This window comes from Streptomyces sp. NPDC001927 (genome assembly GCF_053594455.1).
On the sequence record NZ_JBSFEN010000015.1, the window covers coordinates 1 to 24,790 of the forward strand.

Sequence of the window (24,790 nt, forward strand, 5' to 3'; positions counted from 1 at the left end):
GAACAGCTTCTCCGGCACGGTCGCCCAGCGGACATTGCCCTGGGAGAAGGCGTAGCCGAGGAGGACCAGGAGCGCGATCACGACGACGCCGGCGACCCAACGTCCGTAGTGGCGCACCGGGATGGCCTTGATGGCCTCCGGGGGGAGGTCCGACGGGGCGGGCGACGCCCCGTCGGGAACCTTGTCGAGCTTGTCAGTCACAACGACTGCCCTTCAGTGGTGCGTCGGGATCAGGAGCCGCCGTTGATCTGGGCCGCGGGAATCGCGCCGTCCCCGGCGTTCCACTTGTCCAGCGCAGCCTTGTACGTGCCGTCCTTGATGATCGCGTCGAGGGCTTCCTTGATCGCGTCACGCAGCTGCGTGTCCTTCTTGTCGACGGCGATGCCGAAGAAGCCGGCGTCCGACTTGTTGGCGATGGCCTCGAAGTCGTTGCCGCCGCCCGCGGTCTTCGCGATGTACGCGGCGACCGGGGAGTCGTTCAGGTCGGCGACGGCGCCGCCCGCCTTGACGCGGGTCTGGGCCTCGGCGTCGGTCGGGAAGGACTCGAAGGTGAGGGCGGGCTTGCCGTCCTTCTTGCACTTCTCGGCCTGGTCCTTGGCGGCCTGCTCGTACGTCGTGCCCCGCTGGACGGCGAGCTTCTTGCCGCACAGGTCGTCGAGGGACTTGATGTTCTCCGGGTTGCCCTTCTTCACCAGGATGCCGGTGGAGGCCGTGAAGTAGTCGACGAAGTCGACACCCGTGCCGACCTTCTGGCCCTTGTCGTCCAGACCCTCCTGGCGGGCCTTGGTGTCGGTCATCGAGGACATCACGACGTCCGTACGACCGGTCGGGAGCGCGGTCAGCAGGGTGTCGAACGTGCCGCTGGCGAACTCGAACTTCACACCGAGCTGCTTGCCCAGGGCGGCGGCGATGTCGGGGTCGACACCGACGATCTTGTCGCCCTCCTTGAACTCCATCGGGGCGTACGTGGCGTCCGTACCCACCTTGATGACGCCGGCCTTCTGGATGTCGGCGGGGAGCTTGGCGAAGAGCGGGGCGTCGGAGACGGCGCCGGAGGTCTTGTCGCCCGTGGGGGTCGAGCCACCGTTGGTCTGGTCGCCGCAGGCGGTCAGCAGCATGGAGCCGGCGACCGCGATGGCGGCGACCGCGGCAAGACGGGAGGTGCGGGTCTTGGCGGTCGTGCGGCGCGTGGAGCGTGCGGTCATGGTCGGGTTCCTCCGGCGTGTGAGGCGTTGCCATAGGCCGCGTGCACGCACCTTCGGGTGTCGCGACCTCGTGTGATTACGCGCATCTTGCCATTCGGACTGCGTCAATCGGACGGCCACGCATGTCAAAATCGGATAACGGGTGACCCCCGAACTCCGGAGGCCCGGTGGACACTGGCCGGACCTCTTCCGGGGAATGTTCCCCGAAGCCGGAAAATCTCCGGTTGATCTCGCCATCCGGACGACACGAAGGCCACCATCCGGTCTACACGAGAACGTTTCCGGACATGAGGCGACGCGCCTGCTCTGCGCAAGGTGCCTTTGCGTCCGTATGAGCCGCGTCACCGCTCCGCAATGGACTCGTCTACGGTGATGTACGTCCGGTAAGAAGGATCCTTACACCCCTCATCCGGGGCTCAGGGCGCGTTGTGCGGCGCGCCCGCGCGGTTGCCAGACACGGCGACCGCGGGACCCGCCCACCCCTCCTCAAGAAGGAGTGGCCACCCTCAAATGAAGAAGACTTAAGGGGTCAACCCAATGGCAGCGGAGATCGTCAATCCTCGCAGCGAGAGCGGTACGGAAGGGGCTCAGGAGCCCTTCGATCCGGCCTTCGCGCTGCACCGCGGCGGCAAGATGGCCATCTCGGCCACGGTGCCGCTGCGCGACAAGGACGACCTGTCCCTCGCGTACACGCCCGGCGTCGCCAAGGTGTGCACCGCGATTGCCGAGCAGCCGGAGCTGGTCCACGACTACACCTGGAAGTCCCAGGTCGTCGCGGTCGTGACCGACGGTACGGCGGTGCTCGGACTCGGCGACATCGGCCCGGAGGCGTCGCTTCCGGTGATGGAGGGGAAGGCCATCCTCTTCAAGCAGTTCGGCGGCGTGGACGCGGTGCCGATCGCGCTCGCCACCACCGACACCGACGAGATCGTGGAGACCGTCGTCCGGCTCGCCCCCTCCTTCGGTGGCGTGAACCTGGAGGACATCTCGGCGCCCCGGTGCTTCGAGATCGAGCGCAAGCTCCAGGAGCGCCTGGACATCCCCGTCTTCCACGACGACCAGCACGGCACCGCCGTCGTCACCCTCGCCGCGCTCCGCAACGCGGCGAAGCTGACCGACCGGGGCCTCGGCGACCTGCGCGCGGTCATCTCCGGCGCCGGTGCGGCGGGCGTCGCCATCGCCAAGTTCCTCCTCGAGGCGGGGCTCGGTGACGTGGCCGTCACGGACCGCAAGGGCATCGTCAGCCGTGACCGGGACGACCTGAACCCGGTCAAGCGCGAGCTCGCCGAGATCACGAACAAGGCGGGCCTCACCGGCTCCCTCGAGGACGCCCTGGCCGGCGCGGACGTCTTCATCGGCGTCTCCGGCGGTACGGTCCCGGAGGCCGCGGTCGCGTCCATGGCGCCGAACGCGTTCGTGTTCGCCATGGCCAACCCGAACCCCGAGGTCCACCCCGACGTCGCGCACAAGTACGCGGCCGTCGTGGCGACCGGCCGTTCGGACTACCCGAACCAGATCAACAACGTGCTCGCCTTCCCCGGCATCTTCGCGGGCGCCCTCCAGGTCCGGGCCTCCCGGATCACCGAGGGCATGAAGATCGCCGCGGCGAACGCCATCGCGGACGTGGTCGGTGACCAGCTCGCCGCCGACTGCGTGATCCCGTCGCCCTTCGACGAGCGCGTCGCCCCGGCGGTCGCGAACGCCGTCGCCGCCGCCGCCCGCGCCGAGGGCGTCGCCCGCCGCTGACGCCTCGCGCACCCGTGAAGGGCCCCGTCCTGGTCTCAGGGCGGGGCCCTTCCACATGCCCCTCGTGGCCGGGGCGGCAGGGACGCGCGTCACAGCGATGTGCGGTTCCGCCGCAGGCCCGGTGACCCTACGCTCATGGCCATGTTCGCTGCCTACGCCGCCCGAATCGACCGTGACCAGCCGCTGAACGGCCTTGAGCTGGGCGAGCGGCCCGAGCCCGAGGTGCGTCCCGGGTGGACCACCGTCACCGTCAAGGCCGCCTCGCTCAACCACCACGACCTCTGGTCGCTGCGCGGGGTCGGCCTGCCCGAGGAGAGGCTGCCGATGATCCTCGGCTGCGACGCCGCGGGCATCGACGAGAACGGGAACGAGGTCGTCCTCCACTCGGTCATCGGCCAGTCCGGCCACGGGGTCGGCCCCGACGAGCCGCGCTCGATCCTGACCGAGCGGTACCAGGGCACCTTCGCCGAGCGCGTCACCGTGCCCGCCTGGAACGTGCTCCCCAAGCCCAAGGAGCTCTCCTTCGAGGAGGCCGCCTGCCTCCCGACCGCCTGGCTCACCGCGTACCGCATGCTCTTCACCAACGGGGGCGTCCGCCCCGGCGACTCCGTCCTGGTCCAGGGCGCCGGCGGCGGGGTCGCCACCGCCGCCATCGCCCTCGGCGCCGCCGCCGGCCTGCGGGTCTTCGCCACCAGCCGCGACGAGGCCAAGCGGAAGCGGGCCGTCGAGCTCGGCGCCCTCGAGGCGTACGAGCCGGGCGCCCGGCTGCCGAAGCGGGTGGACGCCGTCATCGAGACCGTCGGCGCCGCCACCTGGTCGCACTCGGTCAAGTCGCTGCGCCCCGGCGGCACCCTGGTGATCTCGGGCGCCACGAGCGGCGACCGCCCCTCGCACGCCGAGCTCACCCGGATCTTCTTCCTTGAGCTCAAGGTCGTCGGCTCCACCATGGGCACCAAGGACGAGCTGGAGGACCTGCTCGCCTTCTGCGCCACCACGGGCCTCCGGCCGGTGATCGACCAGGTGCTGCCGCTGGACCGCGCGCGCGAGGGCTTCGAGAAGATGGCCTCGGGCGACCTCTTCGGAAAGATCGTCCTGACCAACTCTTGATGGATCGTCAGATCTGCTGATGGGATCTCCGGCACCGCGATCGCACGCGATCACACCCTCGTGCCGGAGGTCCCGATGTTGCGAACGACCCTTGCCACAGGCGCCGTTGTCGCCGCGCTGCTCGCCCCGAGCGGAGCGCCCGCTCAAGCAGGCTTACCTCCTCTCACCGATGACCACGGGCGCGTCCTCACCCTGCGCGGGTGGAACGTCGAGGACAAGGCCAACCGCGGTGAGAAGGCCCTCTCCGCCATCACCGAGCGGCACTTCCGCGACATGCGCGCCAAGGGCTTCAACTTCGCCCGGCTGCTCGTCTTCTGGGACGACCTGGAGCCGCGCCGCGGCCAGTACAGCCAGGACTACCTGCGGAAGATCGAACGCATCCTGGACTGGGCGGAGAAGCACGACGTCCGCGTCCTCATCGACGCCCACCAGGACGTCTTCGGTCCCGCCTTCGGCCACCGGGGCGTGCCCGCCTGGGCGACCAGGACCGACGGGCTGCCCTTCACCCCGCACCCGGACGACTGGTTCGCCGAGTACTTCGAGCCGGCCGTGCAGCGTGCCTTCACCCATCTCTACGAGGACGAGGACCTGCGCCGCGCCCAGGCCGCGATGTGGCGCCTGCTCGCCGACCGGTTCGAGGACCACCCGGCCGTCCTCGGCTACGACCTGATCAACGAGCCCATGGGCGAGCTGCGTGAGGGCGAGGACCTGCCGACCGCCGCCCGGCGGATCGAGCGCGAGCAGCTGACCCCGATGTACAACCGGCTCGCGGACGCCGTCCGCGCGGTGGACCGGGACACCTGGGTCTTCGTCGAGCCGACCCCGATCGTCGGCGAGGGCGTCCCCACCGGTCTCGGCCGGATCGACGACCCGAAGGTCGTCTACGCCCCGCACTTCTACAACACCGCCATGGAGGCGGGCGCCGACTACGACCCGGCCGCCCGCTGGATCGAGACGTACGAACAGGCCGTCACGCAGTACCCCAAGGAGTACAAGGTCCCGGTCGTCGTGGGGGAGTGGGGCCCGCTCAACAACACCCTGCCGAACATGAACCGCTTCTACCGCGAGGCGATGGCCTCCCTCGGCCGGTACGGCAGCGGGTGGGCCGGCTATGTGTGGTGCTACGGCGGCGGGTACTGCGCGGTGGACGGCGCCGGGACCTTCCGTACGAACAAGGAGCTGACCGCCGAGCCCTACGCGGAGGCCGTCGCGGGCACGGTCACCTCCGCCGCGTACGACTCCGGGGCCGGGGTCTACCGGCTGGAGTACGTGTCGTCCCGCCGGGGCTCACGGGTCACCGAGCTCTCCCTTCCCCCGGGTGCCTGGCAGGTGACGGCCCGGGGGAAGGCGATCGTGGTCCGCACGGGCAAGTCCGGCGGCTCCGCCCTGGTCCTCGCGGCCCCGGGCGCCCGGGTGACGGTGACCGCCACCCGGGCCCCGCGCTAGGCGTCCTTGCGGGCCGGCCGGAGGAGCGACGTGACGCGGTCCGCCGCCGTCGACAGGTGGCGGCGGGCCTCGGTCAGCTGGGCCGCCGTCACCCCGTGGTCCCGCGCGGCGTCACGGATGTCGTCGCGGAACCGGTCGAGGAGCCGGTCCAGGTCGCGGGCCGGGTCGCCGGTGGACTCGACGGTCCGGGCCCAGTCGGAGAGGGTCTCCTCCGAGACGGCCCCGGCCTCCTCCGAGACGGCGTCCTTGGGGGTGGCTGCCGGGGTGGCCCCCGCCGCGGTCTCCTCCTGGGCCGCCTTCCCCGGGGCCGCCGTGCGACCCGAGGCCCTGGGGTGCGTCGTGCCCGTGACCAGGCCGCCGAGCTGGGCGGTGATGTCCGAGATGCCCTCCCAGACGCCCTTCGGCCAGTCGCCGCGCGCGAAGTGGTCCTGGACCTGGTCCTGGACCTGCTGGGCGATCCGCTGGAACTCCTTGGCCTGCCGGCGCGCCGACTGGGCTTCTTCGCGGGCCTGGCGGGTCTGCTCCCGCCACTCCTGCTTCGCGCGCCGCAGCTCCTCCTTGGCGTCGGAGAACGAGGAGCCCTTCTGCCGGCTCTCGCTCGCCGCCGCGCGCATCTCGCTGCGCAGCTTGCCCGCCGCCCCGCGCACGTCGTCGCGGATCTCGGCGGCGAGCTCGGAGACCGACTCGCGAATCTCCCGCTCCAGGTCGTCCAGTTCGCCGACGCGGCCGGCCAGCTCGGCGCGGCCCGCGTCGGTGATCGAGTACACCTTGCGGCCGCCCTCGGTGGCGTGCGTGACCAGACCCTCGGCCTCCAGCTTGGCGAGCCGGGGGTAGACCGTGCCGGCCGACGGTGCGTAGAGCCCCTGGAACCGCTCCTCCAGGAGCCGGATCACCTCGTAGCCGTGGCGGGGCGCCTCGTCGAGGAGCTTGAGCAGGTAGAGACGCAGGCGGCCGTGGGCGAAGACGGGCGGCATGTCACAGCACCTTTCCGGAGGGCGAGGACGAGGGCGTGGCGGAGGGTGAGGGTACGGCGCCGGCGTCGGCGGAGCTGTCGGTGGCTTCGGAGCCGTCGGGGTCGTCGGCGCCCACCGCCTCCGGGCGGCGCAGGAGGGCGATCGAGCCGGACACCGTCGTGGCCTTGAGCTTGCCGCGGCCGTCGCCGAGCGTGCCGGTGATGCTCTTCGTGCCCCACTGCCCGCCCACCCGGAGGTCCTCGAAGGCGTTGGAGACGGAGCCGCTCGTGGTGCTTGCCTCGACCTCGGTGTCCGAGGGGTGCGGGATCCTGAGCGCGATCTCGCCGGAGACGCTGGTCAGGCGGATGTCGGCGGGAGGCCCGGCCGGTTCGCCGGCGTCCAGGTCGATCACCAGGTCTCCGCTGACCGTGTCGGCCTTCACGGAGGCGCCCGAGCCGTCGATCACGGTCAGGTCGCCGGTCACGGTGTTGACCCGCAGCGCGCCCGTGACCGTGTGGGCCTCGAAGGAGCCGGAGACGCTCTCCGCGTGGACCGGTCCGGAGAGCCCGACGAGAGTGGTGTCGCCGGTGACGCCCTGGACGTCCGTACGCCCCTTGATCCCGGAGATCACCGCACCGGCGCCGACCACGCCCACCTCGACGTCCGAGCCGGCCGGGACGGCCACCGAGACGACGGCCCGGCGGCGGAGCCCCATGGGGTCGAACCACTTGAGGAAGCCCTGCCAGTGCAGGTCGTCGTAGGAGACGGTCAGGGTCGAGCCCTCCTGCGTCACGGTGAGCGGCGGGCCCTTGATCTCGGCGATCTCCAGGCGGGCGGCGCGCTCGTCGGTGCCCACCACGTTCACCGTGCCGTTGACGACACGGACCCGGAGGCAGGTGACGGGGTCGGTCAGCGTGAGTTTCGTCGGCTCGGCCACGGACCACTCTGTCATCGTGCTGACCTCCCGTTCGGTGACGCAACATATCGCGTCTCTCGATAGACACGATATATCGCGGTACGGGGAAGTCAACCCCCGTTTCCGTGAGGGCGCGAGCAGGCATTCACTCTCGTAACGGGACAAATTGGCCTAGCGTAAGGCCTCATGAACGCGACATCCGGATCGAGCCCCGACGCTCGTCCCGCCGGGGCGCTGCTGCTCTGCCGCGCCGAGCCCGCGGCGGTCCGCCCACCGGCCCAGCTGCTGCGCGAACAACTGCTCCTCGCCCCGGCCGGCACCGAATGGAGCGTCGTCGTCCCGGAGGGGAAGCCCTGGCTCCACGGCGGCGAGCCCGTCGAGCGGGTCGTCACCGGCTGGGCCACCGCGCTGGCCGTCTCCGCCGCCACCTGGCCGGTCCTCGCGCTCTGGTGGGACGCGGACCGGGCGGGCTTCACCCTCGCCGCGGGCTTCCGCCGCACCGTCGGCTACACCTGGCTGGCGGACGGCACCCCGGTCGGCGAGGACGAGGCCATGCGCACCTTCGCGGCCCGGCTCGCCCTCGACCCCGTCCTCGACGTCCAGGCCCTGGAGCCGCTCACCCGGCCCGACACCGACGCCGACGCGCACGCCCGGCTCGTCGGTCTGGCCGCCGTCCTCGCGCGCGTGGGACTCGCCCTGCCCACCGGCCTCACCCCCGGCGAGAGCGCCGACCGGCTCCGCTCGGTCGCCCTGGCCCAGGGGGCGGAACAGCTCGAATGGTCCGGCTGGCGCGACGCCGTGCGCGCCGAGCTCGACGCGGTGGAGGGCGGCCCCTTCGGCCCGTATCTGCGCGGCCCCCGGGCCCGGCTGCTCGGCGCGGCGCAACTGGGGGCGGGACTGCCGCTGCTCGCCTGGGGCATCGGCCGCCGCAGCGGAGGCTGGACGGCGGCCGGGGCGCTGCTCGTCGTCCACGGCGCGCTGGGGCTCGTGTACGACCGGCTGCGCGGTCCGTGACCCCCGAAGGGGGTCACCGGAGACGTACGGGCTACTCGTCGTCCTCGTCCTCGTCGTCGAGGCGGGCCAGCCAGGTCGCGAGGCGCTCGACGGGCACCTCGAAGTCGGGGTTGAGATCGACGAACGTACGCAGCTGCTCGGCGAGCCACTCGAAGGACACCTCCTCCGTGCCGCGCCTCTTTTCCAGTTCCTCGATGCCACGGTCAGTGAAGTACATGCGATCAGGATAGGCCGTGCTCCGCGCGGCCTATCGCGCTTGTCAGCGGCAGGGACTAGCCTTCTTCATCATCGTTTCGGGGAGCGGGGGGCCGCTGTGACGCACGGGATCGCTCGGATTCGACTGGACGACGGCACGCCCGTCTGGGCCCGCGTCAGCGAGCCCGAGGAACTACGCCGGGGCGGCGGCTTCACGGACACCGGCATCGGCGACCGGGTCCTCTCCATGACGGAGGGGCTCACCGACGTCGTGCGCGGGGTCGTCGGCTCGCTGCGGGGCGGGCTCGACCCGCAGGCGCCGGTCGAGGTCTCCGTCAGCTTCGGCATCGAACTCACCGCGCAGGCGGGGAAGGTGATCAGCGTCCTCGCCGAGGGCGGCGGCACGGCCTCGATCGCGGTCTCCCTCACCTGGACCGAACCGGGCCCGGCGACCGCGGCCGACGAGGCAGCCGATTCGGTGGCCGAGCCGGCCCTCGCACCCGGCTCCGTACGCGCGCCCGCCCCCGTCCCCGGTCCCGCGCCGGCGCCCGATGCGGGGGCGCCGCAGCGGCCGGCGGCCGACGGCGCCGTATGAGCGCCTTCGAATCCCTCGTGCGCCCCGCGCTCGTACGCATCGCGGCCCCCGGTGACGGGTATGACCCGCACGGCGACCGGTACTGGGGCACCGGCTTCTTCATCGCCCCCGGCTGGGTGCTGACCTGTGCCCACGTCGTGGCCAAAGGGGGGAGCGAGGTGTGGAGAGGAAAACGGGCCGTCGGCATCGTCCGGGACGGCGGAGTGACGACCGGCGAGGTCGTCCTCGCGAGCCCGCGCCCCGCCGAGCCCGAACAGGTGCTGGACCGCTGGGACTTCCCGGACCTCGCGCTCGTCCGCGTCCCCGACGCCCAGGACGCCAGCTGCGTACGGCTCAGTGAGCGCCCGCCCGTCATCGCCGACCCCATCCCGGTCGCGCTGTACGGCTGGTCACGGGTGACCGGCCGGCTCGCGATCCGCGACGCCGTCGGCAGGGTCCACGGCGTCGACGGCGAGGCCCTCCTGCTGAGCGGCACCCAGCCCGTGGAGGGGCTCTCCGGCGGCCCGGTCGTCGACCTGAACCGCGCGGTCGTCATCGGCCTCAACAAGGGGCGCGGCGCGGACGAGGGCGCCGCCGTCCCCATCACCTCCCTGCGCAGACTCCACCGCGAGCGCGGCGGCGAGGTGCTCTCCGAGGTCATGCGGGACCACGACCGGTACCACCTCGCCCGCTTCCGCTCGCTCGACAACGAGGACGGCGACTGGACCAGGGCGCAGCTCCGGCACCGTCCACCCGGCGCCCCGGGCCTCGACCCCGGGCGCCGCATCCATCTGTACGGCCGGCTCGCCGAGCTGCACCCGCCGACCGGACCCGGAGACGTGCTGCACCTCGTCGACGAGGCCCGGCGGCAGACCGTCGGCCACGACCTGCGCCCGGTGCTCGAAGTCGCCCCGCAGACCTGGCGCGAGGGCGTCGGACTCCTCCACGAACTCCACGAACCGAACCAGGAGTCCGCCACCGACATCGGCCCGAACGCCGTGCTCGTGTACGCGGCCAAGGTCGCCCGGCACGTCAGGGAGCGGCACGGCGAGGGCGCCGCCGTCGCGGACCTGGCCGCCTGGGTCACCGACGCCGCCACCGAGACGCCGCTCCGCACCCGCAAGGCCATCGCCGCCGTCCTCGCGAACGGCCGCCCCACCGGTGGCCGTTCGGCCCGCGAGCCCGGGGCCCGCGCCGACGTCCTCGTCGAGATCGACCCCCCGCCCTACGGCCGGAAGTTCCCCTGGCGGGTGAAGCTGCTCTTCGACGGCCACACCATCACCCCGCTGTACGGGGACGACGAGGGCGTCGAGCGCGAACGGCTCCGGGACACCCTGCGGGAGCCGCTCGCGGAGGCGCTGGCCCGCGGCGACCGGGGCGAGCATCTGGCGGCCGTCGAGGCGCTGTTGCCGCGCGAACTCTTCGACGAGCCCCTGGACACCTGGCGCCTCTCGCCCGACGACGAGTTCTTCGACGAACGCTCGTTACCCCTCGGCCACCGCCGGATCGTCGTCATCCGGGACCGCGGCCGCGCCGGGCGCCCGCCGGCGCCCGAGTGGCGCAGACGGTGGCGCACGTCCGGCCTCGGACCGCTCCGAGCGGTACCGCTGCGCGCCGACACGCTCGCGGCGGCGCGGGACGTCCACGCCGCGCACCGGATCCGCCGCGAGTCGCCCCGCCAGGCCTGGGTACGGCTCTCGGAGGCCGCGGACGGCTCGGTTCCGGTGTACTGCGGCCCCGTGAGCAGCGGTGACGGACTCAAGGCCATGGCCGCCGCGCTCGCCGCAGGCCACCCCATCGCCCTGTGGCGCCACGGCGCCCATGAACACGACCGCACGACCTGCGCCGAGTTCCACGAGCGGGCCGGCCTGCTGATCGCCGAAGCGGCCGGGGCCGAGGGCCTGCACGGACCGGTCATCTCCCTGCGCAGGCGGGTGTTCGCGGACGAGGACCTGTATCTGGACATGGACCCGGATCCGGACCTGGACATGGATCCGGACCTGGATGCGGACAGGGACACGTACGCGGACCTGGACGCCGATCCCGCCCTGACCTCAGGCCTGGATCCGGACCCCTCCCTCGACCCGGCCGTGGGCGGCGACGATCCGCCCGCCCCCGTCCGCTCCGAGCACGCCTGGGCCGAGAACCTCGCCGTGCTGTTCGACCCCCCGGACCGCCCTCCGCACGAAGACCCGCTCCAGGGCCCTTCGATGATCGGCGAGGAGGACTGGTGACCCCGCCGCCACGCGGACAAAAGGTCCGGTTCGTGCATCGCAGAGGGGTGGGGTTCGGCGGTACGTTCGAAAGGCCGGGCCACGACACCGCAGCAGCCAGGAGGAGTTCATCGTGAGCGATTGGCGGATCTACCGTGGTGCCGGCCACCCGCACGACGAGATAGGGCGGTTGCCGGCCCCGCCGCCGTGGCGGGACTTCTCGTCGGGCGGCGCCGACGACACCCTGGCCGGCTCCGACCGGCGCCTCGGCGTGCGCCGCCGGCTGGTCCAGAACCACCACCCCAGGCCCGCCGAGACCGACGCCGTCAACGCGGCCCTCTACCTGCGCCGTCCGCTCCTCGTGACCGGCAACCCCGGCACCGGAAAGTCCACGCTCGCCCACGCCGTCGCCCACGAACTGGGCCTGGGCCGGGTCCTTCGATGGCCGATCGTCTCCCGGTCGACCCTCCAGGACGGGCTCTACCGCTACGACGCCATCGGCCGTCTCCAGGACGTGCAGCTGGAGCGCGCCCAGGCCGGGTCGACGGTGCCCGCCGCGACGCCGGCGGGGATCGGCTCGTACATCCGGCTCGGACCGCTCGGCACCGCGCTGCTCCCCTCCGAGCAGCCCCGGGTCCTGCTCATCGACGAGCTCGACAAGAGCGACCTGGACCTGCCGAACGACCTGCTGAACGCCTTGGAGGAGGGCGAGTTCGCCATCCCGGAGCTGGAGCGGCTCGCCGACCGGGAGCCCGTGGTCCAGGTCCTCACGGACGACGGCCGGAAGGTCCCCGTCCAGGGCGGGCGGATCCGCTGCTCCACGTTCCCGTTCATCGTGCTCACCTCCAACGGCGAACGGGACTTCCCCGCCGCCCTGTTGCGCCGCTGCATCCGCCTGGAGCTGGAGCCGCCGGGCGAGGAGCAGCTCGGCGCCATGATCGAGGCGCACCTCGGCCCCGACGCGGCGGCCGGCGAAGAGGGCCTGGTCAGCCGCTTCCTGAACCGCGAGCCCGGCGAGGTCATCGCCACCGACCAGCTCCTTAACGCGATCTACCTGACCCAGCACGCCCCGCGCACCGAGCGGGTGACCCGGGAACGCATCGCGGACATGCTCATGCAGCCGCTCGATCAACCGAGGTGATGGCCGGATGCACCGGATGCATCTGGAAGAGCTCACCCGCAGACTGCGGGCCGGGGGCCAGGAGCCCACGGCCGAGGAGGTCGCGGACGCCGTCTGGCTCGCCCAGTGGCTCCCGACGCCTGCCCCGGACCCGGCGGGCGACGCGGGGGACGACCCGGCGGCGGACCACCGGGAGGACCCGGACGGCACCGAACTCCCGGGGGAGGGACGAGATTCGGCCACCGGCACGGGCGGCGAACAGGGCGACGGCGGCGACGCGCATTCCCGTACGCGTACGGGTACGGGTACGAGCCCGGGCACCGGAACCGACGGCGGCCGACCGCCCGTCGACGGCGCCGCCCCCGGCGACGGCACTGGCTCCGACGACGACCCGGACCGGCCCGCCCGCGCCACCGACACCGTCGACATCCGGCCGTTCCTCGGCGGGGCCGGCGGCACCGCCGTCCGGACGGCGGGAGGAAGCCGGGCCCTGCCCGTCCGCGCGCCCGGCGCCAACGCGCTGCCCGGTCTCCTCGGCCTGCAGAAGGCGCTCCGCCCGCTGCGCCACTACGCCCACTTCCCGCTCCGGCCCGGCGAAGGGCTCCTGGACGAGGAGGCGACCGCCGAACGCAGCGCGGCGGCGGGCATGCTCATGCCCGTCATGCGCCCGGCGGCCGGCCGCCGCCCCGACATCCAGCTGCTCATGGACACCGGCCCCGCCATGGTCGTCTGGACCCGCATGGTCGAGGAACTCCGCCAGGCCTGCCAGCAGTCCGGCGCCTTCCGCGACGTCCAGGTGCACCGGCTGTACGACACGGGCGAGGGCGCGCCGCTGGTCACCACCACCTCCGGGGCCGACGGCCGACCGCGGCTGCGCCCCGGCGACCAGCTGCACGACCCGACCGGCCGCCGTCTCACCCTGATCGTCAGCGACTGCGTCGGCCCGCTCTGGCAGCGCGGCGCGGCCCAGCGGCTGATCCACCAGTGGCCCCGGCAGTCCCCGCTCGCCCTCGTCCAGCCGCTGCCGCCACGGCTCTGGCCCCGGACCGCGCTGTCCGTGGAGCCGGGGCTGTTGCTCCGTCCGTCGTCCCCCGGCGGACACACCGGATTCCAGCCCGACGAGGAGCCCTGGGAGCCGCCCGCCCCCGACACGCGCGCGGTGCCCGTGCTCACGCCCACGCCCGAGGCCTTCGCCTCCTGGGCGCGGCTGCACGCGGGGCACGGCTCGGGCGGGGTGCGCGGCTGGGCGGCCCTGATCGCCCCCGAGCCGCTCCGCACGGCGACGACATCCGGCCCGATCTCCGCCGCCGCGACTCCCGCCCCCACCGCGCCCGCCGCCTCACCCGCCCCCACCGCCCCACCCGCGCCGCCCCGGACCCCGCGCAGCGACGAGGAGTTGCTGCGGGCGTTCACCGCGGGCGCCTCGCCCGGCGCGCTCCGGCTCGCCGTCCATCTCGCGGCCGCCCCGCTCGCCCTGCCCGTCATGCAGCTCGTCCAGCGCGCGATGCTGCCCGACACCGGCCCCATGGAGCTCGCCGAGGTCCTGCTCAGCGGGCTCCTGCGACAACTGCCTGGCCCTGCTCCGTACCCGTGCTTCAGCTACTCCGCGCGCGTGCAGCAGCACCTTCTCGGCTCCTTGGACCGGGGCGCGGCCGCGCTCGTGCTCAAACACTGCTCCGAGTACGTGGAGCGCAATTTCGGCCAGGGCATGCGCAACTTCCCTGCGCTCGCGGCCGCCCGGCTCGCCGGTCACGGCACCGGCGAGGACCAGGCGGCGGCGCCCGGCACGGTCGAGGGGACCGACGAGCCCACGGGCCCGGTCGGCACGGAACCCGAACTGTTCGCCCGTATCCCCGCGCGCGTGCTCCGCTTCTACCACCCCGACCTGATCACCCCCGATCCGCTGGCCGCCGCCCGGCGCCTCTTCGAGCAGTGGCTCGGCCAGTCCGACTCCTCGCTGCTCGTCCGGGCCCGCCGCCAGGCCGAGGTCGCGCTGCCCGACCACCCCGTCGAGGCAGGGATCCTGCTGGGGCGCGTGCTGTACGCGGAGTCGGGCACCGCCGCCGTCCAGGGCACCGAGCGCCGCCGGGAGCTCCTGAGCCGCGCCCTGACCGAACTGGAGCGGGCCGGTGACCTGGCCGAGCCGGGCGGCGCGGAGTGGGCCGAGGCACGGCTCGAACAGGCCGTCGCGCACCACGGGTTGTGGCGGCACACCGCCGACCGGCGGCACCTGGACGACGCCCTGGACGCGCTCTTCGGCGACGTACCGGACTGGCCCGAGGCCCACCACCACACGCTGCACCTGCGCCGGGGGCGGCTGCTACTCGCGCGCGGCGACGGCGCGGCGGCGGCGACCGAGCTCACCACGGCGCTTTCCCTCCGGGAGAGCGTGGCGGCGCTCCTCGACCTCGCCGACGCCCTGCACCTGTCCGGCGCCGCCCCGGCCGAGATCCTGCCCGTCCTGGACCGGGCCGGGGAACTGCTCGACGACCGCGTCGCCCTGCGGCTGCGCTGGGCGACGGCGCGCGCCCGGCTGTACGACACGGCCGGCGACGGGCCGGCCGCCGACACCGCGTACGAGGAGGCCAGCCTGCTCGCCCCCGCCGACAGCGGACAGCGTGGCCGGACCCTGATGGCCTGGGGCGAGTCCCTGATGCGCCGCGCCGCGACCACCCCCGACCAGGCCGCCGTGGACCGCGCCGAGAGCGTCCTGCGCGAGGCCCTCACCAGCCTCCCGGCCGGCGCCCCGGAGCGCTCCCGCGCAGGCATCCTCATCGGCACCGTGCTGGCCCTGCGCTTCCACCGGGCCGGTTTCCTCCCCGACCTCTTCGAGAGCCGCCACCTCCTGGAACAGGCCGCGCGCACGACGCGGGACATCGGACTGCGCTCCGAGGTGTGGCTGCAACTGGGACGGGTGAGACTGGAGTTGAGCGAGACGGCCCGGGACGGCGTCCTGGGCGACGCGCTCACGGCGTACGAACGCGCCTGGGAGGACGCCCGCTCGGCCCACGGCGCCACCCCGGGCACGATCACCGGCGCCCGTGCCCTGCACGCCCAGGGGGCCGTGCTGTTCCTGATGGGCCGCAAGGGGCGTGCCGAGACGGCGTTGAGGGCGGCCGCCGAGCAGTGGCGGCGCCTCGACGCCGCGGTCGTGGAGGTGGACTGGAACGACGTGGACCGCACCAGGGGCCTGCTCGCAGAGGTACGCGGGGCTCTGAACCCGTACCGGGCACCGCTCTCCGTCGAGGACCGGCACAGGATCTCGCCGCCGTGGTGGGCCTGGCGCGAGGCGGTCGAGTAGGCGGCCGCCTGACGGGCGATACGGAGAACGGCTGGATAACGGGGGCGTGAATGGGCGCAGTTGAGTCGAACGGGTTTCCGTCTTCCTGGCGTCGGGAAGAACCGCTCCGCCGCTACGACCGTGGGGGACAGACGTCGGTGGGGAGGAGCCGAGGGTGTCGGAGCACAAGGAGTGGGCGACCGGTGCAGACCGGGACGCCGGTCAGGCTCCGTCCTTGCCCGATCTCACCGCCGTCGACCTGCGGACCTTGCGGGTCATGGACCATCCGGAACTGGTCGCCGCGGTCGAGCGCGTACTCGTGCAGTGCTTGGAGCTCGGCGAGTCCTGGGCGTCGAACAGCGATGGCCTGCCCTGATGGCCCGTCCCTGACGACCGACCGACCGTTTCCGGTCAGATGTGCTCCCCGGGCGCGGGCCCGAGCGGGGAACGGGCCGTGAGCGTCGTGCCCCTCTCCCCGGCGGTCCTCACCCAACTGGCGAGCACCCGCCCTGCCGTCACGGAGGCGCCGCAGCTCCACTCCGCCCTGCGCTCCCGGCGCCTGCTGCTCCTCAAGGCCCTGCGGATCAGGGTCCAGCGCGGGCACGACGACCTGGACCCGGCCTCGTACGAGCGCTTCGTGGACGCCTGGCGGCTCCTGGAGAGGATCGAGCGGCAGCGGCCCGCGATCGTCCGGGACGTCCTCGACTACCCCACGACCGGCACCTGGCTGGCCACCGCGCTCGCCGCGCCGACCGTTGCCCTGCTCGCGGAGCACCTGGCGCGCTGGGAGGCCATCGCCGCCACGGCTGCCCTGCGGGCCGGCTGCCCCCTCGACCGCTACGTCGCGGCCCCGCGCGGCGCGCTCTCGCTCATCGGCGTCGGGCGGCTCGGGACCGGCGCCGAGGGGTCGGCCGCCGAAGGGCCGGCCGCTGCGGGTCCGCCCGCCGAGGGGGCGGGCGCCGAGCGGGCCCGCGTCCGCGTACGGGGCCGGACCGCCCTGATCGGCGTCGGCGGCGCCCGGGTTCGGGGCGCCGTCCTGGTGACGAAGGGGCGGCACACCCACGCGGTGGGCCCGGGACGCCGCTGGGAAGCCGTGCGCGCCCTGCCCGGGGGCACCGCCCTCCTCGACGACCTCGACCCCTACCGCGTACCGCCCGGAGGGGTCGGCAACCCGCCGCGGCGCGCCTCCGAGCGGACCGTCGGCGACTTCCCCCTCTGGGCCGCGCGATGGCGGGCGGCCCATGCCCTGCTCGCCCGTACGGACCCCGGCCGGGCCGCCGAGACCGCCCGGGCCGTCCGGATCGTCGTCCCCCTGGCGGCGGGCGACTCGGGCCCGATCGGCGCCACGCTGCGCTCCGCGCCGGGAGCCGTGCTGACCACGCTCCCCGGCACGGCCCAGGAGCTGGCCGAGACCCTCGTCCACGAGGCGCACCACGGCAAACTGGCCGCGCTCCACGAACTCGTACCGCTCTACGACCCCGCGCACGGCGCCGTGCACCGGGTCGGCTGGCGGTCCGACCCGCGCCCCATCTCGGGCGTGCTCCAAGGCGCCTACGCCCACCTCGCCCTCACCGACCTGTGGCGCAGGGCCGCGAGCGGGGGAGGACTGCCGACACCCTGGCGCTCCCGTGCCGGGCAGCAGTTCGAGCGCTTCCACGATCAGGTGGGCGGAGCGCTGGAGATCCTGCTTGAATCCGATGAACTGACAAGCGCGGGGCGGGAGTTCGCCCACCGAATGCACAGGCACCATGCGAGCCTCGGCGCGACCCGAGGCGCCCTTGAGTAACACTGTGCCCACGGGACATGACACTGCGTGGCGCGTGAGTGGAGTAGGGAGAAGCACATGGCGGAACAGGGGCGGTCGAGCGGCTCCGGGACGGCGGACCGAGGAGGAACAGGTGGGCCGGAGCACGTCCTGGTCGTCTTCCCGGGCTATCACCGCCCTTGGGCCACCTGGATCGCGCAGCGCCTCGCGAGGCACGACGTCCGGTCCACCCTGCAACGCTGGGACCCGCCCCGCGAGGTACCCCTGGAGGACTCCCTCGCGGACCTGCTGCTCTCCAGGGGACCGGTCCTCCTCGTCCTCAACGACTGGTTCTTCGAACTCGGCCCGCGCCCGGCGGGCGAGTGGAACGACGTGCTGCGCGGCTTCGTCGCCGCCAACGCCGAACGCTTCGCCGCCGTCAACCTGACCAACCGGTCGCTGCTCCCCGCCACCGCGGTCCTCGAACCCGTGAGCCTCTGGGGCGTCGGCGAGGAGGAGGCCGAGGCGCGTCTGCTCTCCAGACTCGGCATCGAGCCGCGCCGGCAGGGCGGCCGCCGCATCCCCCTGCCGACCACCCGCTACCCGGACACGCCCCCCGACATCTGGGGAGAGGTTCCTCGCCGGAACCGACGCTTCACCGGCCGCGACGACCTGCTGACCGACCTCCAGCAGCGCCTCATGGACGCCGAGCGCGGCAACGCCGCCTGCACCCTGCTCGGCATGTCCGGCATCGGCAAGACCCAGATCGCCGCCGAGTACGCCCACCGCTTCAGCCCCGACTACGACGTCATCTGGTGGGTCAACTCCGACGACCGCAACATCCAGCGCGACCGCTTCGGCGGACTGGCCTCCGCGCTCGACCTGCCCGTCGGTAGCGAACCCGGCGAGCGCATCCGCGCCGTGCGCGAAGCGCTGCGCCGGGGCGACCCGCACTCCCGCTGGCTGGTGGTCTTCGACGGCTGGGACGACATCGAGGGCATCAACGTGATGCTCCCCCAGGGACCCGGGCACGTCCTCATCACCTCCCGCAACCGCGAATGGGCCGAGCACACCGACGTCCTCGAGGTCCAGGGCTTCGACCGGGCCGAGTCCACCGCCTATCTGATGCGCCGGGCCCCGCACATCAGCGGCGTCGAGGCCGACGAGGTCGCGGCCGAATTCGGCGACGTGCCCCTGCCGCTCGTCCAGGCGGCCGCCTGGCTCGGCGAGTCCCGCATGGAAGTCCCCGAGTACCTGCGCATGGTCCGCGAGGGACACCTCACCACCGTCGACGAGCCCTCCACCGGCGACGGCTTCCCGAACGCCTCGCTCACGTCCTGGTCGATACTGATCAACCGGCTCCGACGCTCCCAGCCGCAGGCCGTCGAGATCCTCAGCCTCTGCGCCTCCTTCGCGGCCGGCCGCATCCCCCTCGGCATCGTCCGCTCCTACCCGCAGGCGGAACTCCCCGAGGACCTGCACTGGATGGCCACCGACCTCGCCGCGTGGACCCGCGCCCTGGACACCCTGGTCAACTACTCCGTCCTCACCCGGGACAGCCGCGGCACCCTCAGCACCGAGATGGGGCCGCACCAGGAGTCGGTCCACATGCACCGGCTCGTCCACGACATCATCTCCCGGCTCACCGACGGCCCCCACCGAGAGGCCCACCGCAAGGCCGTCCGCACCCTGCTCGCCGAAGCGGACCCCGGCGACCCCATGGACAGCCGGCACTGGCCCCAGTACGCCGAACTGCTCCCGCACCTGGAACCCTCGGGCGCCCTCGTCAGCCGCAACCCCCGCACCCAGACCGCCGTCCTGAACTGTCTGCGCTACTGCTACCGCAGCGGCGAGTTCAAGGCGGGTACGCGGCTCGCCGAGCGGATCCGGGAGAGCTGGACCGACTTCATGGACCCGCTCGCCCAGCCGATGCTCGACCTCACCACGCAGGAGGGCAACATCCTGCGCGCCAGCGGCCGGTTCCGGGAGGCCCACGAACTCGACCGCGCGCTCAAGGAACGGCTCACCCGCGCCACTCCCCGCAACGCGCTGGGCGAACTCTTCTGCGACAGCGCCATCGCGACCAACCTCCGGCACCTGGGCCAGTACGTCGAAGCCGAGGAGCTCCAGCGCGAGGTGCTCGAAGTCTCCCAACGCCTCCTCGGCGAGGGCGAGTTCGTCACCCTCGTCGCCCGCCACAACCTCGGAGTGGCGCTCCGCCTGCTCGGCCGCTTCCAGGAGGCGTACGAGTACGACGTCGACACCCTCGCCCGCCGGGAGAACGTCCTGCGCGCCCGGCACGTGAACACGCTCAACTCCGGAAACGCGCTCGCCCACGACCTGCGGCTGCTCGGCCGCTACCGCGACGCGCTGGTCCGCCAGGAGGCCAACGTCCGCCTGCACGTCCAGGTCCTGGGGGCGCAGCACCCGCAGACCCTGTCCGCCCGCGCCCAACTGGCCCTGTGCCGGCGCCGCGAGGGCAGCTCGCAGCAGGACATCGGCAGCCAGATGGCGAGCCTGCTGGAGCAGATCGAGCAGGTGCACGGGCGTACCCACTACCTGACGCTCTCCTTCATCAACAACTACGCCAACTTCCTGCGCGAACACGGCGATCTCAGCCACGCGCGCGAACTGACGCAGGAGGCCGAGGCCGCCTACCGCAGCCTCCTCGGCCCGGCCCATCCGGTCGCCACCGGGATGCTCGCCAACACCGGCCTCGTCATGCAGGCCTCCGGTGAACGCGCGGACGCCATGGCCATGCTGGAGTCCGCGCTCGCCGGGCTCACCGCCTCGCTCGGGGCCGACCATCCGTGGGTCCTCGGCTGCGCGCTCAACGCCGCCGCCGCGCGGAACTTCAACGGGCGGGTCGGCGACGCGACCGAGCTGAGCCGGGAGACGCTCCGGCGGGCCCGCACGATCCTCGGCAACGACCACCCGCTCACGCTCTCCTGCCAGATCGCCCTCGCGGCCGACCTGCGGGGGCTGCGCGAGGTGGAGGAGGCCGGGAAGGTCGAGGAGGACGCCCTGCTCACACTGACGCGGACGCTCGGCGCCCAGCATCCGCACACCCTGTCCGCACGCCAGCGCAACCGGCCGTACTGGGACTTCGAGGCCTATCTCGGCTGAGGCCCGGCCCGGGACAACGCCGGAGGCCCGGCCCCCCTCGCGGGGAGCCGGGCCTCTGGGCTGTCCGTACAGCGGGGTCAGGCGTCGAAGACCTCGTTGACCAGCTGCTGCTGCTCGGCCTGGTGGCGCTTGGCCGAGCCGACCGCCGGGGACGAGGAGTGCGGGCGCGAGATCCGGCGCAGGCGCTCGCCGTGCGGGATGTCGGCGCCGACCGCCAGGTCCAGGTGGTCGATCAGGTTGAGCGCGATGAACGGCCAGGCACCCTGGTTCGCCGGCTCCTCCTGGGCCCACAGGTACTTCTCGGCGTTCGGGTACTTGGCGATCTCGGCCTGCAGCTCGGCACCCGGCAGCGGGTACAGGCGCTCCAGACGGATGATCGCCGTGTCCGTGACACCGCGCTTCTGACGCTCGGCCTCCAGGTCGTAGTAGACCTTGCCGGCGCAGAAGACGACCTTGCGGACGTCGGCCGCGTTCACCGTGGAGTCGCCGATCACCGGGCGGAAGCCGCCGGTGGTGAACTCCTCCGCCTTCGACGCCGCGGCCTTCAGACGCAGCATCGACTTCGGGGTGAAGACGATCAGCGGCTTGTGGTGCGGGTTGTGGACCTGCCAGCGCAGCAGGTGGAAGTAGTTCGACGGCAGGGTCGGCATGGCGATCGTCATGTTGTCCTGCGCGCACATCTGGAGGAAGCGCTCCGGGCGCGCGGACGAGTGGTCCGGGCCCTGGCCCTCGTAGCCGTGCGGCAGGAGCAGCGTGACGCCGGAGGTCTGGCCCCACTTCTGCTCGGCCGAGGAGATGAACTCGTCGACGACGGTCTGCGCGCCGTTGACGAAGTCACCGAACTGGGCCTCCCAGATGACCAGGGAGTCCGGGCGGGCCAGCGAGTAGCCGTACTCGAAGCCCATCGCCGCGTACTCGCTGAGCAGCGAGTCGTAGACGTTGTAGTGGGCCTGGTCCTCCGCCAGGTAGAGCAGCGGGGTGTAGTCCTCGCCGGTCTCCTGGTCCACCAGGACCGCGTGCCGCTGACCGAAGGTGCCGCGGCGGGAGTCCTGGCCGGACAGCCGGACCGGGGTGCCCTCCATCAGCAGCGAGCCGATGGCGAGGGTCTCGCCGAAGCCCCAGTCGATCGTGCCGTCGTCGATGGAGGCCGCGCGGCGCTGCATCTGCGGCATCAGACGCGGGTGGACCGTGATCCGCTCCGGGATGTTCACCTGCGACTCGGCGATCCGCTTCACGACCTCCTGGGAGACCGCGGTGGTGACGGCGACCGGGAACTCCGGCTGCGGGTCCGGGATGTGCGCCGGGGCCGGGGCGGAGGTGGCCTCGCGGACCTCCGCGAAGACCTTCTCCAGCTGACCCTGGAAGTCCTGGAGCGCCTGCTCCGCCTCTTCCAGCGTGATGTCGCCGCGACCGATGAGCGACTCGGTGTACAGCTTGCGCACCGAACGCTTCTTGTCGATCAGGTTGTACATCTGCGGGTTGGTGAACTGCGGGTTGTCGCCCTCGTTGTGACCGCGGCGGCGGTAGCAGATGAGGTCGATCACGACGTCCTTGTTGAACGTCTGGCGGAACTCGAAGGCGAGCCGCGCGACGCGGACCACGGCCTCCGGGTCGTCGCCGTTCACGTGGAAGATCGGCGCCTCGATCATGCGGGCCACGTCCGTGGCGTACATGGAGGAGCGGGACGACTCGGGAGCCGCCGTGAAGCCGACCTGGTTGTTGATGACGATGTGGACCGTGCCGCCGGTGCGGTAGCCGCGCAGCTGCGACATGTTCAGCGTCTCGGCGACGACACCTTGGCCGGCGAAGGCCGCGTCACCGTGCAGGGCGACGGGGAGGACGGTGAAGTCCGTGCCGCCCTTGTTGATGACGTCCTGCTTGGCGCGGACGACACCCTCCAGGACCGGGTCGACCGCCTCCAGGTGCGAGGGGTTGGCGGCGAGCGAGACCTTGATCTGCTCGCCGTCCAGGCCGGTGAAGGTGCCCTCGGCGCCCAGGTGGTACTTCACGTCGCCGGAGCCGTGCATCGACTTCGGGTCGAGGTTGCCCTCGAACTCGCGGAAGATCTGCGCGTACGACTTGCCCACGATGTTCGCGAGGACGTTCAGCCGGCCGCGGTGGGCCATGCCGATGACGACCTCGTCCAGGCGGGACTCGGCGGCGGAGTCGATGACCGCGTCGAGCAGCGGGATGACGGACTCGCCGCCCTCCAGGGAGAACCGCTTCTGACCGACGTACTTGGTCTGCAGGAAGGTCTCGAAGGCCTCCGCCGCGTTCAGGCGGCGCAGGATCCGCAGCTGCTCCTCGCGCTCCGGCTTGGAGTGCGAGCGCTCGACCCGGTCCTGGATCCACTTGCGCTGCTTCGGGTCCTGGATGTGCATGAACTCGACGCCGGTGGTGCGGCAGTACGAGTCGCGCAGCACGCCGAGGATGTCGCGGAGCTTCATCATCGACTTGCCCGCGAACCCACCGACCGCGAACTCGCGCTCCAGGTCCCAGAGCGTCAGTCCGTGCTCGGTGATGTCCAGGTCGGGGTGCTTGCGCTGGCGGTACTCCAGCGGGTCGGTGTCGGCCATGACGTGGCCGCGGACCCGGTAGGAGTGGATCAGCTCGAAGACGCGCGCGGCCTTGGTGACGTCGTCGTCGTGCGAGGCGTCGATGTCCTTGAGCCAGCGGACCGGCTCGTAGGGGATGCGCAGGGCCTTGAAGATGTCGTCGTAGAAGCCCTCCTCGCCGAGGAGGTAGTTCGCGACGACGCGCAGGAACTCGCCGGAGGCGGCGCCCTGGATGACGCGGTGGTCGTACGTCGAGGTCAGCGTCATGACCTTGGAGATGCCCAGCTTGTTCAGGGTGTCCTGGGAGGTGCCCTGGAACTCGGCAGGGTAGTCCATGGAGCCGACGCCCATGATGACCGACTGTCCGGGCATCAGGCGGGGGACCGAGTGGACCGTGCCGAGGCCGCCGGGGTTGGTCAGGGAGACCGTGACGCCGGTGAAGTCCTCCATCGTGAGCTTGCCGACACGGGCGCGCTTGACGATGTCCTCGTAGGCCTGCCAGAACTCGAAGAAGTTCAGCGTCTCGGCCTTCTTGATGCCCGCGACGACGAGCTGGCGGTCGCCGTTGGGCTTGACCAGGTCGATCGCGAGGCCGAAGTTCACGTGGTCCGGCTTGACCAGGGTCGGCTTGCCGTCCTTCTCCGCGAAGGAGTAGTTCATCGACGGCATGGCCTTGATCGCCTGCACCATCGCGTAGCCGATCAGGTGCGTGAAGGAGATCTTCCCGCCCCGGGCGCGCTTCAGGTGGTTGTTGATCACGATCCGGTTGTCGAAGAGCAGCTTCACCGGGACGGCGCGGACGGACGTGGCCGTCGGCACCTCCAGCGAGGCGTTCATGTTCTTCGCGACGGCGGCGGCGGGGCCGCGCAGCGTGACCAGCTCGGGGCCCGCGGGCGCCTCGGCCGCGGGAGCGGCGGGGGCGGGCTTCGCGGCGGCCGGAGCGGCCTTCGCCGGCGCCGGGGCCGCGGCGGCCGGAGCCGGGGCGGCGGCGGGCTTCGCGGGGGCCGGGGCGGCGGCGGCCGGAGCGGCAGCCTGAGCCGGGGCGGCCGCGGCGGGGGCGGCCTCGACCGGGGCCGGAGCGGCGGGCGCGGCAGGTGCGGCCTGTGCGGGGCTCACCTGCGGCGCGGAGGCCGGGGTCTCCGTGGCACCGGGCTTGTAGTCGGCGAAGAAGTCCCACCAGGCACGATCGACTGAATTCGGGTCCTGGAGGTACTGCTGGTAGATCTCGTCGACGAGCCACTCATTGGCGCCGAAGGCGGTCGCAGGGTTCTTACCCTGCCCGTCTTGGCCGGTGGAGGTACTCGGGGAACTGGGGGACTGAGACGACACGGCGGTAACCGCCCTCTTCCGCTTCACAAGGTGATGGACAGCGGAAATAAAGGCTACGCCTCCCTGGCCGACAGGTGCAGGCCGGGCACTACCAACGTCGCGTAAGTCACACTTGACGAGGTGTTTCGGGGCAGGGATTGGCGGGAAACAAGCGTGGTTCTGCCCACTCGCGGGTACGAGCGACCTGGGTTGCCGCCCCTGAGGCATGCATCCCTGACCACGTCCTGATCGTGTCCTGTAAAAGACCACGCAGAAGACGCGCTTCCC

The 24,790-nt window shown here is 72.5% G+C and carries 16 protein-coding genes and 1 pseudogene; 11 read left to right on the forward strand and 6 right to left on the reverse strand.

The genetic code is table 11. The features are described 5' to 3' along the window. Together ACWCO8_RS33565 and ACWCO8_RS33570 are read right to left on the reverse strand one after the other, a co-directional pair. Positions 1-201 (reverse strand): annotated as a pseudogene (locus tag ACWCO8_RS33565) (amino acid ABC transporter permease); the annotation flags it as partial. Between the two features lie 29 nt (positions 202-230). Next, entirely contained in the window at positions 231-1,205 is a 975-nt protein-coding gene (locus ACWCO8_RS33570) for an ABC transporter substrate-binding protein (protein WP_362003989.1), read from the reverse strand. A 537-nt stretch (positions 1,206-1,742) separates the two neighbouring features. On the opposite strand from ACWCO8_RS33570, the gene ACWCO8_RS33575 reads away from it, so the two are divergent. The 3 genes from ACWCO8_RS33575 (at position 1,743) to ACWCO8_RS33585 (ending at position 5,504) form a co-directional block, all read left to right on the forward strand. After that, entirely contained in the window at positions 1,743-2,951 is a 1,209-nt protein-coding gene (locus ACWCO8_RS33575) for an NAD(P)-dependent malic enzyme (protein ID WP_362003986.1), read from the forward strand. A gap of 141 nt (positions 2,952-3,092) precedes the next feature. Beyond that, positions 3,093-4,058, forward strand: coding sequence for a zinc-binding dehydrogenase (locus ACWCO8_RS33580; protein WP_362003985.1), 966 nt, complete (start codon positions 3,093-3,095; stop codon positions 4,056-4,058). Positions 4,059-4,133: 75 nt separating this feature from the next. After that, on the forward strand, positions 4,134-5,504 hold the full coding sequence (locus ACWCO8_RS33585) for a cellulase family glycosylhydrolase (protein WP_451035384.1): 1,371 nt from the start codon (positions 4,134-4,136) through the stop codon (positions 5,502-5,504). On the opposite strand, the gene ACWCO8_RS33590 is transcribed toward ACWCO8_RS33585, so the two are convergent. Both ACWCO8_RS33590 and ACWCO8_RS33595 read right to left on the reverse strand, forming a co-directional pair. Beyond that, on the reverse strand, positions 5,501-6,478 hold the full coding sequence (locus tag ACWCO8_RS33590; protein ID WP_451035385.1) for a helix-turn-helix transcriptional regulator: 978 nt from the start codon (positions 6,476-6,478) through the stop codon (positions 5,501-5,503). The two genes, ACWCO8_RS33585 and ACWCO8_RS33590, sit on opposite strands and share 4 nt — an antisense overlap. 1 nt (position 6,479) lies before the next feature. Further along, entirely contained in the window at positions 6,480-7,409 is a 930-nt protein-coding gene (locus ACWCO8_RS33595; RefSeq protein WP_451035386.1) for a DUF4097 family beta strand repeat-containing protein, read from the reverse strand. Positions 7,410-7,559: 150 nt separating this feature from the next. Here ACWCO8_RS33595 and ACWCO8_RS33600 point away from each other — a divergent pair, with 150 nt between their 5' ends. Continuing rightward, positions 7,560-8,387, forward strand: coding sequence for a hypothetical protein (locus ACWCO8_RS33600; protein WP_451035387.1), 828 nt, complete (start codon positions 7,560-7,562; stop codon positions 8,385-8,387). Positions 8,388-8,418: 31 nt separating this feature from the next. On the opposite strand, the gene ACWCO8_RS33605 is transcribed toward ACWCO8_RS33600, so the two are convergent. Continuing rightward, a complete protein-coding gene (locus ACWCO8_RS33605; protein WP_362003971.1) occupies positions 8,419-8,604 on the reverse strand; it encodes a DUF6104 family protein in 186 nt (61 codons plus the stop codon). 96 nt (positions 8,605-8,700) lie between these two features. On the opposite strand from ACWCO8_RS33605, the gene ACWCO8_RS33610 reads away from it, so the two are divergent. The 7 genes from ACWCO8_RS33610 (at position 8,701) to fxsT (ending at position 20,639) form a co-directional block, all read left to right on the forward strand. Then, the gene (locus tag ACWCO8_RS33610) at positions 8,701-9,177 is read left to right on the forward strand and encodes a CU044_2847 family protein (protein WP_451035388.1); all 477 of its coding nucleotides are present in this window, start codon (positions 8,701-8,703) and stop codon (positions 9,175-9,177) included. Further along, complete coding sequence (locus ACWCO8_RS33615) at positions 9,174-11,390, forward strand: VMAP-C domain-containing protein (RefSeq protein ID WP_451035389.1); 2,217 nt, start codon at positions 9,174-9,176, stop codon at positions 11,388-11,390. The genes ACWCO8_RS33610 and ACWCO8_RS33615 overlap by 4 nt, the downstream gene beginning before the upstream one ends. A gap of 112 nt (positions 11,391-11,502) precedes the next feature. Continuing rightward, the gene (locus ACWCO8_RS33620; protein ID WP_451035390.1) at positions 11,503-12,510 is read left to right on the forward strand and encodes an AAA family ATPase; all 1,008 of its coding nucleotides are present in this window, start codon (positions 11,503-11,505) and stop codon (positions 12,508-12,510) included. Between the two features lie 7 nt (positions 12,511-12,517). After that, positions 12,518-15,790 (forward strand): SAV_2336 N-terminal domain-related protein, encoded by a 3,273-nt coding sequence (locus ACWCO8_RS33625; protein WP_451035391.1) that lies wholly within the window; start codon positions 12,518-12,520, stop codon positions 15,788-15,790. A gap of 154 nt (positions 15,791-15,944) precedes the next feature. Next, entirely contained in the window at positions 15,945-16,145 is a 201-nt protein-coding gene (locus ACWCO8_RS33630; protein ID WP_451035392.1) for a hypothetical protein, read from the forward strand. A 78-nt stretch (positions 16,146-16,223) separates the two neighbouring features. Beyond that, positions 16,224-17,555 (forward strand): aKG-HExxH-type peptide beta-hydroxylase, encoded by a 1,332-nt coding sequence (locus ACWCO8_RS33635; protein ID WP_451035393.1) that lies wholly within the window; start codon positions 16,224-16,226, stop codon positions 17,553-17,555. Positions 17,556-17,612: 57 nt separating this feature from the next. Next, positions 17,613-20,639 (forward strand): FxSxx-COOH system tetratricopeptide repeat protein, encoded by a 3,027-nt coding sequence (fxsT, locus tag ACWCO8_RS33640; RefSeq protein ID WP_451035394.1) that lies wholly within the window; start codon positions 17,613-17,615, stop codon positions 20,637-20,639. A gap of 77 nt (positions 20,640-20,716) precedes the next feature. Here fxsT and ACWCO8_RS33645 read toward each other — a convergent pair whose 3' ends face one another. Continuing rightward, positions 20,717-24,523 (reverse strand): multifunctional oxoglutarate decarboxylase/oxoglutarate dehydrogenase thiamine pyrophosphate-binding subunit/dihydrolipoyllysine-residue succinyltransferase subunit, encoded by a 3,807-nt coding sequence (locus ACWCO8_RS33645; protein WP_451035395.1) that lies wholly within the window; start codon positions 24,521-24,523, stop codon positions 20,717-20,719. Positions 24,524-24,790: the final 267 nt, after the last annotated feature.

Coding starts and splice junctions, on each gene's coding strand:
- ACWCO8_RS33615 (WP_451035389.1), top strand. CDS start 9,174: ATGAGCGCCTTCGAATCCCTCGTGCGCCCCGCGCTCGTACGCATCGCG.
- ACWCO8_RS33600 (WP_451035387.1), top strand. CDS start 7,560: ATGAACGCGACATCCGGATCGAGCCCCGACGCTCGTCCCGCCGGGGCG.
- ACWCO8_RS33570 (WP_362003989.1), bottom strand. CDS start 1,205: ATGACCGCACGCTCCACGCGCCGCACGACCGCCAAGACCCGCACCTCC.
- ACWCO8_RS33585 (WP_451035384.1), top strand. CDS start 4,134: ATGTTGCGAACGACCCTTGCCACAGGCGCCGTTGTCGCCGCGCTGCTC.
- ACWCO8_RS33575 (WP_362003986.1), top strand. CDS start 1,743: ATGGCAGCGGAGATCGTCAATCCTCGCAGCGAGAGCGGTACGGAAGGG.
- ACWCO8_RS33580 (WP_362003985.1), top strand. CDS start 3,093: ATGTTCGCTGCCTACGCCGCCCGAATCGACCGTGACCAGCCGCTGAAC.
- ACWCO8_RS33605 (WP_362003971.1), bottom strand. CDS start 8,604: ATGTACTTCACTGACCGTGGCATCGAGGAACTGGAAAAGAGGCGCGGC.
- ACWCO8_RS33625 (WP_451035391.1), top strand. CDS start 12,518: ATGCACCGGATGCATCTGGAAGAGCTCACCCGCAGACTGCGGGCCGGG.
- ACWCO8_RS33590 (WP_451035385.1), bottom strand. CDS start 6,478: ATGCCGCCCGTCTTCGCCCACGGCCGCCTGCGTCTCTACCTGCTCAAG.
- ACWCO8_RS33595 (WP_451035386.1), bottom strand. CDS start 7,409: ATGACAGAGTGGTCCGTGGCCGAGCCGACGAAACTCACGCTGACCGAC.
- fxsT (WP_451035394.1), top strand. CDS start 17,613: ATGGCGGAACAGGGGCGGTCGAGCGGCTCCGGGACGGCGGACCGAGGA.